The sequence below is a fragment of the Stenotrophomonas sp. SAU14A_NAIMI4_5 genome (assembly GCF_003086795.1).
Lineage (GTDB): Bacteria > Pseudomonadota > Gammaproteobacteria > Xanthomonadales > Xanthomonadaceae > Stenotrophomonas.
This window is the reverse complement of the sequence record NZ_CP026003.1, coordinates 3951373-3963833: the sequence shown is the minus strand read 5'-3', so window position 1 is coordinate 3963833 and position 12461 is coordinate 3951373. Positions and strand designations below refer to the sequence as shown.

Below are 12461 nucleotides of genomic sequence, written 5' to 3'. Positions count from 1 at the left end.
GGCGATGCAGGCGAAGGCAGTTCGGTCACGCGGGCGTCCGTCGGGCAGCAGGGCAGGGCGGTGGCGGCCGCAGCCGCCCCGCGCAGACGGTAGCAGGTCGGCCGCGTTACTGGGCGGCCTGGATCAGTGCGTCGACATCGAGCATGTGACCGGCGCGGTCGGCCTTGGTGCGCAGGTAGTGCTCGTTCTCGGCGGTGATCTCGCCGGTGACCGGAATGCAGTCCAGCACTTCGATGCCGGCGTTGCGCAGGCGCTGTGCCTTGGTCGGGTTGTTGCTGAGCAGGGCCACGCGCGAAACACCCAGGCCGCGCAGCATCGCCACGGCGCTGCCATAGCGGCGCTCGTCGGCACCGAAGCCAAGCTGTGCATCGGCGTCGATGGTGTCCAGGCCGTCGTGCTGGTAGCCATAGGCGCGCATCTTGGCGGCGATGCCGGTGCCGCGCCCTTCCTGGTCCAGGTACAGCAGCACGCCGCCGCCCAGTTCCTTCAGCTTGCGCAGGCCGCGCCGCAGCTGGTCGCCGCAGTCGCACTTGAGCGAACCGAACAGGTCACCGGTCAGGCAGGAGGAATGCACGCGCACCGGCACCACGGCCGACAGGTCCGGCTCACCGACGATGATCGCCACCTGGTCGCGCTGGGCCACGCCGCCGCGGAACACCGCGAAGGTGGTCATGCCGACATCGCGCAGCGGCACCGGCGAACGCGCCACCAGTTCGTAATCGTGGGCCGCATGGGCCGCGCCTTCTGCCAGGTCGCACAGGGCCACCTCGGCCGCACCGTCAAAGGTGTGGTCATCGGCGTCCAGGCGCACGGCCACCATCGCCGGCAGCAGCAGGCCCAGGCGGGCCAGTTCCACCGCGCCGGCATCGAAGGCGTCGCCTGCACTCCAGCCGTCCGGCATCGGGCCTGGCTCGCGCAGGTAGCCCAGCGAGGGCAGGGCATCGAAGGCCACGCCGGCCAGCGGCAGGCGCGCGCCGTCGGCCGCCTCCACGCCGAGCACGCGGGCGCGGGTGGCGGTCAGGAACAGGTAGTGGCGCTCGCGCGCGGCGCTGGCGAAGGCAGCGAAGCTGCTGGCCGTGGCGCTGTCCAGTGCGATCACCGCCAGGCGCTGGCCCTGGCCGTCGTGCAGCAGGACCGGGCGACCGGCACGCAGCTCGGCCACCGCGCGTTCGCAGCGGATCGCGGCGGGATCGCCGAACAGGGAAGAAGCAGGCATGGCAGGACGGGGGGAGGCGGACATCGCAGTCTCTATGGGGGCGCCAGCGTCGTATTCAACGTACTGCGGCAGCCGGTCGCAGGCCAGCTGCCGCCGTCCTCAGTGCGGGTGTTCTTCGGTGGCGTACGGGTCATCTTCGCCGCTGCCCGGCGGGCGCAGCGTGTAGCGCTTGTAGGTCCACTGGTACTGGGTGGGGTCGCGGCGGGCGATGCGCTCGATGCCGGCGTTGAGCGCGGTGGCGGCCACCTGCGGGTCCGGGTCGGCCACGGCCGGGTCGGTCGGCTCGATGTGCAGGGCGAATTCCATGTCCGGCCCGATCCGCTCGCACCAGCCGTACAGCACGGTGGCACCGGTGCGCTCGGCCAGGCGGTTGACCAGGGTCATGGTCAGCGCCTGCACGCCGAAGAACGGCACGAACACGCCGTCGCCGGCCTTGGGCTGCTGGTCGGGCAGGATGCCGGTGGCCCCGCCGTCCTTGAGCACCTTGAACAGCTGGCGCACGGCCGGGCCTTCGGCGCGCACCTGCTGCACGTTCTGGCCGCCCCGCACCAGCTGCAGGAAGGCGTCGCCGGCCTCGTCCTCCGGCGGCTTGTAGACGATGGCGATCTGCCCGCGCGAGGCCAGCCACTGGTTCAACAACTCCCAGTTGCCGAAGTGCGGGGCGGCCACGATCACGCCCTTGCCGCTGGCCAGGGCCGCGTCGTACAGGGCCGCGCCGTGCTGCTCCTTCAGGTGCAGGCGCAGGTTGTCGGCCGGCGTCCGGCTCCACAGGCGCAGGGTTTCGATGGCCTGCAGCGCGGTCGAGCGCAGCAGCTCGCGGTGCAGGCGGTCGCGCGCGGCGCCGTTGATGTCCGGGTAGGCCAGTTCCAGGTTGCGCCGGGTCACCCGGCTCTCGCGGGCGTTCAGGCGGATCCAGGCCCAGGCCAGGGCGTGCGCGAACCCCCGCAGCAGCGGCCAGGGCAGGCGGGCGAACAAGGTGGTGGCGCGATGGACCAGCCGGGCTTTGCGTTGCGGATTCATTGGCCCCAGTTTAGCCAAGGGCGCTGCTATCGTGGCCGGCCCGTTATCTGGAGCCCTTCAATGCTCGTCCTGATCCAGCGTGTCACCGAGGCCGCCGTGCATGTGGAGGGCGAGGCGGTCGGGCAGATCGGCCCCGGCCTGCTGGCCCTGGTGGGCATGGAGCCGGGCGATACCGAGGCGCAGCTGAAGCGGATGGCCGAACGGCTGCTTGGCTACCGTGTATTCGCAGATGAGGCGGGGAAAATGAACCGTTCGCTGCGTGATACCGGGGGCGGGCTGCTGCTGGTCAGCCAGTTCACCCTGGCCGCCGATACCCGGTCGGGCATGCGCCCCAGCTTCACCAGCGCCGCCCCGCCGGACGAGGCTGAACGCGGGTTCAACCGATTTGTCGAGATCTGCCGTGAAAATCACGCTCCGGGGGTGGAAACGGGCCGGTTTGGTGCCCATATGGTCGTCAGCCTGGTCAACGACGGTCCCGTGACCTTCCTCCTCAGGCCCTAGGCCACCGGGACCACCGCCCGGCAGGCCGGGCCCCGGGCTGGTATAATGCTACGTTCCCTATTTCTCCCTAGCCGGTGGCGCGAGCACTACATGGCCAACGAACGTCCTGCCCAATCCGAAATCAAGCAACTGATCAGCAAGGGCCTGGAACAGGGCTACCTGACCTACGCCGAAGTCAATGACCATCTGCCGGACGACATGGTCGACCCGGAACAGATCGAAGACATCATCGGCATGATCAACGGCATGGGCATTGATGTCCATGAAGTTGCGCCGGATGTGGAAACCCTGCTTCTCAACGACGGCAACACGGGCAACCGTGAGGTCGACGACACCGCGGCCGAAGAAGCCGCCGCAGCGCTGAGCGCGCTGGACACCGAAGGTGGCCGCACCACCGACCCGGTGCGCATGTACATGCGCGAAATGGGCACCGTCGAGCTGCTGACCCGCGAGGGCGAAATCGCCATCGCCAAGCGCATCGAGGAAGGCCTTTCGCAGGTGCAGGCCGCTCTGGGCCAGTTCCCGGTCTCGGTCGAATCGCTGCTGTCCGACTATGACGCCCACAAGGAAGGCAAGAAGCGCCTGGCCGAAGTGATCGTCGGCTTCAACGACCTCTCCGACGAAGTGCCGGCTCCGGCCGCTGCTGCGTCCGATGACAGCGACGACAGCGATGACGACGCCGACGAGGACGAGGACGATGATGTCGACGGCGGCGATGAAGAAGCCGCACCGACCGGTCCGGACCCGGAGGAAGTCGCCGCGCGCATGCAGGCGCTGACCGACGCGTTCAACGCCTTCAAGAAGGCGGCCGCCAAGGGCGACAAGAAGAACCTGCCGAAGCTCCGCGAGGAGATGTCGGCGGTGTTCGTCACCCTGAAGCTGCCGCTGCCGCTGACCGACGTGCTGACCAAGCAGCTGCGCGACACCATGGCCGACATCAAGTCGCATGAGCGCCGCGTGCTGAACCTGGCCACCGTCACCGCCCGCATGCCGCGCAAGGACTTCATCCGTTCCTGGGAAGGCAACCAGACCAACCTGGAATGGGTGGAAGACGCACTGAAGCGCAAGCAGAAGTGGTCGTCGGCGCTGCGTGAGGTGAAGGACCAGATCGTGTCCGAGCAGCAGGCCACCATCGACATCGAAAAGCTGACCCTGCTGGACCTGGACGAGCTGAAGGAAATCAGCCGCGCCATGGCCTACGGCGAAGCCAAGGCCCGCAAGGCCAAGAAGGAAATGGTCGAGGCCAACCTGCGCCTGGTCATCTCCATCGCCAAGAAGTACACCAACCGCGGCCTGCAGTTCCTCGATCTGATCCAGGAAGGCAACATCGGCCTGATGAAGGCCGTGGACAAGTTCGAATACCGCCGCGGTTACAAGTTCTCGACCTACGCCACCTGGTGGATCCGCCAGGCGATCACCCGCTCGATCGCCGACCAGGCACGCACCATCCGTATCCCGGTGCACATGATCGAGACGATCAACAAGTTGAACCGCATTTCCCGCCAGATGCTCCAGCAGTACGGCCGCGAGGCTACGCCGGAGGAGCTGGCCAAGGAAATGGACATGCCGGAAGACAAGATCCGCAAGGTGATGAAGATCGCCAAGGAGCCGATCTCGATGGAAACCCCGATCGGCGACGACGAGGATTCCCATCTGGGCGACTTCATCGAGGACACCAACGTGGAGTCCCCGATCGAGAACACCACCAACATCAACTTGTCTGAAACCGTGCGCGACGTGCTGGCCGGCCTCACCCCGAGGGAAGCCAAGGTGCTGCGCATGCGCTTCGGCATCGACATGAACACCGACCACACGCTGGAAGAGGTCGGCAAGCAGTTCGACGTGACCCGCGAGCGCATCCGCCAGATCGAAGCGAAGGCCCTGCGTAAGCTGCGTCACCCGAGCCGCTCTGAGCAGCTGCGCAGCTTCCTGGATATCGACTGATATCCAGCGACGGCTGATGTGTTGAGAGAAACCCCGCTTCGGCGGGGTTTTTCTTTGGGGGCGCCGGACCATGCCCGGCGAATTGCTTGATGTATTCGTAATTTTTACGTAACACTATTTTTGATGTGAGTAGCTGCTGTCGTCTTTAAAATCTTTGAAAAACAGCGACTTTGATGTTGTCGCCAGCTTGCAGATAGCGTGTATTTGCGATAAATACGTAACACTATTCGTCTCCAAGGCCCTGCCATGGCCCGCCGCGCGCTCCTGCACCCCCAGGATCTGATCGCCCAGCTTCCCCCGGGCCAACCGCAGCCGGCCGCCGCGCTGGCCGAGCGGCTGGGCGTGAACCGCATGACCCTCAGCCGCCTGGTCGCGGCCAGCGGCGATCAGGTCGTGCGGCTGGGACAGACCCGCGCCACCGCCTATGCACTGCGTCAGCCCTCGCGCGTGGGCAGCGAATGGCCGCTGTACCGCCTGCGCGAAGACGCCACGCTGGAAGAGCTGGGCCGGCTGATCGCGCTCAGCGGCGACACCTTCCACGTGGATGCCAGCCGTGCGCGGCCCAACCTGCTGCGCGCACCGGACGGCGACATTGCCGCCTTCTTCCCGGGCCTGCCGTGGTACCTCGATGACCTGCGCCCGCAGGGCTTCCTCGGCCGCAGCTTCGCGCATGGCCGCGCGCGCGGACTTGGACTGCCTTCGGATCTGGCCCGCTGGCAGCGCGACGACGTGCTGGTGGCGCTGGTGCACGGCGGCGGAACCGAGACCGGCGACCTGCTGCTGGGCGGTGAGGCCGTACACGCGGCTCTCGCCGCGCTGGATGCGCCACCTGACCGCGTGGCTGCACGTGACCGGCCTCAGCAGTACCCGCACCGTGCGCGTGCCGCACTGGCGGGCGAAGACGTGGGCTCGTCACCCGGCGGCGAGCAGCCCAAGTTCACCGCCACGGTGGAAAGCGAAGACGGGCGTCGCGCGGTAATCGTGAAGTTTGCCCAGCCCGATGGTGGCGAGGCCGCGCAGCGCTGGGCCGATCTGCTGGTGTGCGAACACCTGGCGCTGGAAACCCTGCGCGCCGCCGGCGTGGACGCCGCCAGCAGTGAGTTGCTGCAGACGCCCACGCATACCTTCCTGGAAGTGACGCGCTTCGACCGCAGCGCCGACGTGCTGGGGCGCCGGGGCTTCGTTTCGCTGTTGTCGCTGTCGGCTGCGTTTACCGGTGAAGCGACGCTGGATTGGCCGCGCGCGGGTGCGCAGCTGCAGGCGCTGGGCTGGTTGTCTGCGGAGACCGCGCAGGCCATGTCGCGGCTGCATGCGTTTGGCCGGTTGATCGGCAACAGCGACATGCACCAGGGCAACATCGGTTTCCGCCTTGTTGATCGCGGCGCGCTGCCGCTGGCACCGGCCTACGACATGTTGCCGATGTCGTTGGCTCCGTCGCGGCTGGGTGTGCTGCGGCAGGATGTGGTGCTGGAGGCTGTGGCGCCGCGTGAGAGCGGCGAGCTGGAGCATCTGCGCTGGGCGGCGCCGCTGGCGAGCGAGTTCTGGGAGCACGTTGCAGGGGATGCGAGGGTGGGGTCGGATGGACTGCGCGCGCTGGCGCGAGGGAATGCCGGGCGGGTGAGGGCGATGGGGATGCGGTTTGGATGATTTCGGGTGACGCATCTCCCCGCGTTTCCAATGTTTGAATCGCTCTTGGTGCCTCGGGGCTGCGCCCTGTGACGTACTTGGCTTTGAGGATTGTTGGAATCTGATCGCAGGATTCTCATGCGCAACGCGCCGGCTCAGCCAAATTCCCAATCCCTTCAATGCGTTGGATCTTCGGAACGCGGCAAGCATTCCAGGGCGTGTCGCAATCAGCAATTGAGCCCTCTACCTTCTCTTCTACACAGTCCTTCGCAGGTGCTCAACACACCTTCGTAGGCGGACTGTCTGAAGCGACAGCAGGCAGTCCTAGGTCAAGCCGTATTACTCGCCATCCCGGTGAGCTCCAAGGTTTCTGGCCGGGTGGCGCGCAGCCATACAAGACTCCGCAAGGAGGAAAGCTGCGGGCGGCCCTACGACCGTGTTGAAGCGCCCGGTCGCCTCTCTCAACAGGAGGCGGAAGAGGTTCGACGAATCGTAGGAGAGCGAAGATGGCGCTGAAAGTGAGAGCTGGTGAAGCTTCCGATGAAAGGGAGCGGGCGGACGACTGTGACTTCGTGCCGTTGATGGACTGGGATGAGGTGCTGCAGGATGAGCGCGAGGATCGACTGGGGTTTGCTCGGCGCACGACGTATGCGTTGCTGACGCTTCCGGGCTCGGGACTGATTGAGGGCTTTGGTGGTAGCAATCAGCCGGGGCTTGAAGAGGCCCGGAGGACGGTGGCCCTATTCCTAGCGCACCTGCGGCAGATGCAGCACTTCGCGGAAATTGCCGAGGTGCGGCTGGAGCAGGTCGCCAAGGCACTGGCTGTTCGTGCCTGAGTAGCCGGCCAGGGGCAGGCTCAACTACACTGTGGCGCTGCGCAGGGCCTATAGCTCAACGGTTAGAGCAGGGGACTCATAATCCCTTGGTTTCAGGTTCGAATCCTGATGGGCCCACCAGTTAAAACAGGCACTTAGGCTTACGCCCAAGTGCCTTTTTTGCGCCGCCGGGAAAATTGCCGGGAAAATTCAGCGCTTGCGCGGTGGTTTCACGATGGGCATATCGTGATCATAGCGGCCCGTCGTCGTCGGCGATTTGTGCCCGACCGCGTCCTGCTTGTCGCCACGATTGCCCTCGGTGTAGGTAATGCCCCAGTGCTTGAGACCGTGCATCGAGAACCGCTCGTCTTCCTCGATCACTCCTTCGTTCATTGCCATGCGAATGAAGCGTTGCCAGGCACTGGACAATGAGGACCGGGCGATGGGGTTGCCTGTCTGTTGCACCAATAGGAAGCGCTGCTCCGGCCTGATCGGCACAGGGAAGTTGCGACCCTTGCGGTTCCAGATCCCGTTACGTCGAGTAACCAGCGCCTCCCATGCCTCGACCATCTCCTCGTTCCATTCCGTGACTGATGCGCGCGATCCCTTCCGTCGCTCGCCATGTACGCCATGATCGAGCCGGTGGGCATCAGTAAGGGTGCAGACCTCAATACCGCGCAGGCGCGCACTGAATGCGAGTACCATCGCTGGGGCGATGTATGCGGGGCAGCTGCCCTTTGTATGTGGACGCCGGGCGCCACGCTCGCGCGAAGGCAAGTACCCTCGCGAAAGCATCGGGGTAGGCATCCTGTGCTCGCGTGCTTCCTTCGCCTGTCTGACGCCTTGTGCCGGGTTGCTCTTGCAGTAGCCGTGCCAGACGCCCCACGCCAACGTGCGGCGCAGGTAGCGGAACTGGTGGTTGGCTTTGCTAGGGAATGCCGGCAGTGCGGGCTGAGTCTTAGTAGCCGGTCGTCCCCTGGCGAATACCTCCACCAACCGCTGCACCACCGGTGTGGTGATCCTGTCCACCTGCATGCGCCGGGTGGGTCAATGTGTTGACATAGCGCGTTGACGATGGGTATGGGGCCCCGGTGGACCGCGATGGGCCCGAGCAAAGTGGATCAGGCGGTGCCGAGATGTGAATGGTCAGGTATGAGGGTCGCCTGAGAGTGCGGCCAGGATCGCGGTGTGCCAGGGGCGTGAACGCAACCAAGTTGGCCACGTTGCACATCCCGCTATCGGTCGACCGGGAATAGCAAGTGGCCAACACTGGTCTCAGCGCTGTTGCCAAGGAGCGCAATCAGTTTGCCTCAAAGTTCATGACACGTTCCAACGCAACTCTCGGGCTGCGTCAGCTTGCCGCGTTACAGGTATAGATATGCTCCACTGGCTCAGTCTTGACGCCATCGGCATCAACTAGCCACCGCTTGAACCTAAAGGTTCCGGACATCCCTGGCTGAGTACTGGTGCAATTAATCGACTGAGAGATGGGAGAGCTTTCGGGCGAAGTGACCAATCTATTGAAGCTAGAGCAAGTCCAGCCAGCTTGGCATGCCACGGGCTCGGAATAGACCCGGATCGGGTAGGTTGGGTTTCCAGAATAGAAAATTTTATAAATAAACGGCGTGTTGACTTGGCCTGTTACAGCGGGGATGGAGTCAATTTTGAACTTCGCGCACTCCTTGCCCTCATGATAGAGCTTTATGCCCTTGGCCATGCCGGCCACCGCAAGTGCCCTGAAATTGTCGTTCTGCATCGCAGCTGCGTCCTGCGGATTGCTATGGAAGCCAACTTCAATCAAGGCGGCTCGTTTCGAAACATCAGTCAATCGCAGTTCGCCCTAGTTGCCATCACGAGCTGCATCGTCGATGATCCAGTCTTGGTAGGTCGAATTCGATCGGATGGTTTCCTTCATGGCGCACAGGATTCGAGAAACAAAGACAGCGTCTTCGGCCCGACCAGTTTGGTAATAGCCCCGAGTTCCACGTACGGTGGTGTCTGTAAAGCCATTGGTATGAATGTGCAGCGAATAGGCTGCGTTCACGTGGTTGGCGAAGAGAGGGCGGGCACGGATATCGTCGTCTTCTTGGCCGTCGGGATCATTGTCGTTGCTTAGAGAGTTCCATATTTCTGGGTTGCTGGGGTACTGGCTCTATAGCCAGGTCCTGGCCGACATTTTCCACCACGGGTAGCCGCTGGGCACGTGTGTGGTGGTCTGATTGGTTCGAGCTTTGGCTACGCTAAGATGAGACTTGTTTATCAATTCAGTTGATACGTCACGCGCGAAGTACGGAGTTATGAAGTCCTCCTGCATGCCGTTCATGAAAGGGCGGCGGGTTTCCCAGTTATGACTTATGGGATTATAGAAATAGCCATGGCCGGCTGAGACCATGACTATTGCAGGTGGGGTGTCTTGCCGAGATTCAAAGTCGCGGCTAACTTTTTTTTTTAGGGGCAGGGGCAGGGGTTTGGGGCTCTGGATGATAGTAAAAAATATCCTTTCCGCCGTACGTGCAGGTGAATCCGTTAACACTGACGATGTTATTCAGAAGCGTGGTGGCGTTTGTGACAAACTCGTGACACTGCCTTTCTGATGCTGCGCCCGCCTTGTCAGGCACCGCATCCCGGCTTAGGTCGATAAGCAGGCGTCGCTCATTAACCGCAAGGGTCGTAGATATTGATATTTTCTTCTGGCCCGGCAACAGCGCCATCTGATCTGCACTTCTCTGAAGTTCGACGGCGAGCATCTTCTCTATTTCGGCTCGATCGATGCCATCCATCTGGGCTGCTGCCTTGCCGGTGGCGTTTGGTGGTGGGGTAGTTGCAGATTGCGCAGCAAAAGCTACCGATACAACCAATGTGGCCAGTGTGATCTTCAATTTCACATATTTCGGAAAGTCCATTATCCATTACCTTCTGATGGTCATCTGTTGAATGATGATAAACTGGCGAATCATGCAAAGCCAAGCTACGTGGGCGTCGTGGGAAGCCGTCCTTCCTGGTTGAAGCGGTCCGCAGGGGGAGTATAGGTGCAGGATTGGCGCGCCGGAGTAGGGGAATTCCTACGGAATGTCCTGCTTGCTCCGATTTGCGACCGCCATCTAAAAATAGCGTTAGCAGCGGCCTGTTGGCTCCTTAGTCTCGGAGACTGCAATGCCCAGAATGGCGAGCTCGGAATGGCACCGGCGAGGATCTCGTATGGTATGCCGTCCCTGCAGCAGATTCGATCAGGGCCACACCGCAGCCGGGAGGTGTGCAGTCAGGTACGAAGCCGGCCCGCATGTAGCCAAGATCACTGCCTATCAGGAAGTGTTGCGCGGGAACAGGCTGACCAAGTGGCATCTGCCACCGCCGTTCGGATGGGATCGCTGGCCGCCGGCGTCTGCAGCAGCTTCCTGTCGATCGACGGGAGTGTTGGCGGCGAAGGGCGGTAGATTCCGGAAAAATAGCGTCCGCAGCCACGGTACAACCCGAGTTCCACGGGGTTGTATTGGAAAAAATGCGACGCGTATGTCATTGATTTTCAGGCCTGAATGTGGGGCCTCATAATCCCTTGGTTCCAGGTTCGAATCCTGGTGGGCCCACCATCGAATCAGGCACTTGGGATCATCCGGAGTGCCTCCATCGTCAAGCCGGATCTGTCTGGTGACCGCTTGGTGACCGTTCTTCTCACGGAAATCAGTTGTACGCTCTAGTCGACCTCGGATGCGTTGAGGGGCTTAAGAAGTCTGCCAAAACGCTGCGAGCAGCCGGTGCGTTGCCGACTTGCTCATCTCGGGACTCCATTGAGGCCCGGGCCTCAATAAACGTTGGCTTCGTCGCGCGATGCAGGGTGGGCCTCGTTCTGCGCTACATGCGGCGCTGAATGCCTTCGACGAGATAGGCCACAAGCAGACAGAGGCCGCATCGCCGGACTCCAAATTTTCGTCGCGCATCAACCGCATTCAGCAGGTCCTGCCATTCCACCAGCAACTGCGCCTTTGTCGCCGCATCGAAGATGCTCAGATCCAGATCCTCCTTCAGTTCATTCTGAAGGTATGAGAAGACGCTTCCCGCCTCAATGTGCCGTCCGACGATTTCAACGGTGCTGTGGTCATAATCTCCGGTGTCAATTGCGCTGTTGATGGAGAAGGCAAGAAATGTAAGGTTCGTAATCTGCATGGTAGTCCTCTTTTGAAATTTCCCACATTGAACCACGAGCCCCTCAGTCGCAGCGGCGATCTCGAGTGTGGATTTGCTCACTACACATATCGCTGAGGCATCGTGGACTAAGATGAAGTGTGCTCGCTCTTTAACGGTCGAGGCAGCACTTGGCCTTCTTCTGAGCGTAATAGATCTCACCGTCACTCCGCCATGGTGACGTTATCGCCACGATTTTTTGACTATCTGCATGGCCTAGGGGCCGCAGTCGCCTATAGGGTTTTCGAAGGGATATGCAGGTCTTGAGAGCGCGACAGCGCGATTCAAGCGGATCTGATTGCTTTACGGGCAGGTCGAGAAGTAAGCGAACCGCGGTACGCCCTTAGGCGTGGACGTTGGGAGTCAGCCAAAGCTGATAGGTTGATAGCATGGACTTTCTGATCATTTTGGCTGTTCTTGTTCTAGGCTTCGTCGTGTTCTGTGGCGGGATCTGCTTTACCTATGGCGTCACCTCTTTCATCCTCGAGTTACTTACGCGAGCGTTCTCTGGGTGTTCCTGCTCCTGCCGGGGTGACTGTCCATGCCGCCGGTCCCGCGGGCAGGGCCGATCAGATTGAACTGTGCTGAGGCCAGCGGAGCCCGGTGTAGCTCGAGGATTCACGTTCTGATGGCTCTGCAGAGTGGGTGGTTTGCTCTTGCTACCTGTAAAGCAAGCTTGACACCCAGCCCGCCGCAGTAGACCTTTCTCCGCATGACTATCGATATCGAATCGCTCAGCCTTCGGGAGCTGGGCGCACTGGTGGCTGCGGCCGAACAGCGCAAAGCCCTCATCACCACCCGCCGCCCGGCCGCCGCCGTGCGCCGCCTGCTGAAGGCCGCCGCCGCCGAAGCCGGTTACACCATCGAAGAACTCTTCGGTGATGAAGCCGCAGAAACCGCCGCACCCGCGCGCAAACCCGCACGCCGTAAAACCGGCAAGGTCGCGGCCAAATATCGCGATCCGGAATACAAGCGCCTGACCTGGACCGGCCGTGGCCGTATGCCGCGTTGGCTGGCACACAAGGTGTCGATGGGCCACAAGGCCACCGATTTCCTGATTCCGGGCCTGGCCAAGCCCACCGCCGGCAAGACCAGCAGCATCGGCAAGCGCACCGTCATCAAGAAAGCCTGAGGCCTGCGTCCCACTCCCGCGCATGGGG

General features: G+C 62.6%; 11 protein-coding genes and 1 tRNA gene. 6 read left to right on the top strand and 6 right to left on the bottom strand.

What is annotated here, in order from left to right; all coding sequences use genetic code 11:
* Positions 1 to 106: 106 nt before the first annotated feature.
* Together ribA and C1925_RS18190 are read right to left on the bottom strand one after the other, a co-directional pair.
* Positions 107 to 1240 carry a GTP cyclohydrolase II RibA gene (ribA, locus tag C1925_RS18195; RefSeq protein WP_108770120.1) on the bottom strand — a complete coding sequence of 378 codons (1134 nt, stop codon included), beginning with the start codon at positions 1238 to 1240 and terminating at the stop codon, positions 107 to 109.
* Between the two features lie 75 nt (positions 1241 to 1315).
* Complete coding sequence (locus C1925_RS18190) at positions 1316 to 2236, bottom strand: lauroyl acyltransferase (protein ID WP_108770119.1); 921 nt, start codon at positions 2234 to 2236, stop codon at positions 1316 to 1318.
* A gap of 60 nt (positions 2237 to 2296) precedes the next feature.
* Between C1925_RS18190 and dtd the strand changes: the two genes are divergently transcribed.
* From dtd to C1925_RS18165, 5 genes are all read left to right on the top strand, one after another.
* Positions 2297 to 2737, top strand: coding sequence for a D-aminoacyl-tRNA deacylase (gene dtd, locus C1925_RS18185; protein WP_108770118.1), 441 nt, complete (start codon positions 2297 to 2299; stop codon positions 2735 to 2737).
* A gap of 90 nt (positions 2738 to 2827) precedes the next feature.
* Entirely contained in the window at positions 2828 to 4681 is a 1854-nt protein-coding gene (gene rpoD, locus C1925_RS18180; RefSeq protein ID WP_108770117.1) for an RNA polymerase sigma factor RpoD, read from the top strand.
* Positions 4682 to 4927: 246 nt separating this feature from the next.
* Positions 4928 to 6328, top strand: coding sequence for a type II toxin-antitoxin system HipA family toxin YjjJ (gene yjjJ, locus C1925_RS18175; RefSeq protein WP_108770116.1), 1401 nt, complete (start codon positions 4928 to 4930; stop codon positions 6326 to 6328).
* A 485-nt stretch (positions 6329 to 6813) separates the two neighbouring features.
* Positions 6814 to 7143 carry a hypothetical protein gene (locus tag C1925_RS18170; protein WP_108770115.1) on the top strand — a complete coding sequence of 110 codons (330 nt, stop codon included), beginning with the start codon at positions 6814 to 6816 and terminating at the stop codon, positions 7141 to 7143.
* A 44-nt stretch (positions 7144 to 7187) separates the two neighbouring features.
* A tRNA-Ile gene (locus C1925_RS18165) sits at positions 7188 to 7263 on the top strand.
* Between the two features lie 69 nt (positions 7264 to 7332).
* On the opposite strand, the gene C1925_RS18160 is transcribed toward C1925_RS18165, so the two are convergent.
* From C1925_RS18160 to C1925_RS18150, 4 genes are all read right to left on the bottom strand, one after another.
* Complete coding sequence (locus C1925_RS18160) at positions 7333 to 8151, bottom strand: integrase (RefSeq protein ID WP_159097563.1); 819 nt, start codon at positions 8149 to 8151, stop codon at positions 7333 to 7335.
* Positions 8152 to 8473: 322 nt separating this feature from the next.
* On the bottom strand, positions 8474 to 8923 hold the full coding sequence (locus C1925_RS21520; RefSeq protein ID WP_159097562.1) for a hypothetical protein: 450 nt from the start codon (positions 8921 to 8923) through the stop codon (positions 8474 to 8476).
* A 634-nt stretch (positions 8924 to 9557) separates the two neighbouring features.
* Complete coding sequence (locus C1925_RS21040) at positions 9558 to 10025, bottom strand: hypothetical protein (RefSeq protein WP_159097561.1); 468 nt, start codon at positions 10023 to 10025, stop codon at positions 9558 to 9560.
* A gap of 946 nt (positions 10026 to 10971) precedes the next feature.
* On the bottom strand, positions 10972 to 11283 hold the full coding sequence (locus C1925_RS18150; RefSeq protein ID WP_108770112.1) for a hypothetical protein: 312 nt from the start codon (positions 11281 to 11283) through the stop codon (positions 10972 to 10974).
* A 730-nt stretch (positions 11284 to 12013) separates the two neighbouring features.
* On the opposite strand from C1925_RS18150, the gene C1925_RS18145 reads away from it, so the two are divergent.
* On the top strand, positions 12014 to 12433 hold the full coding sequence (locus C1925_RS18145; protein WP_108770111.1) for an H-NS histone family protein: 420 nt from the start codon (positions 12014 to 12016) through the stop codon (positions 12431 to 12433).
* The last annotated feature ends 28 nt before the right edge of the window (positions 12434 to 12461 follow it).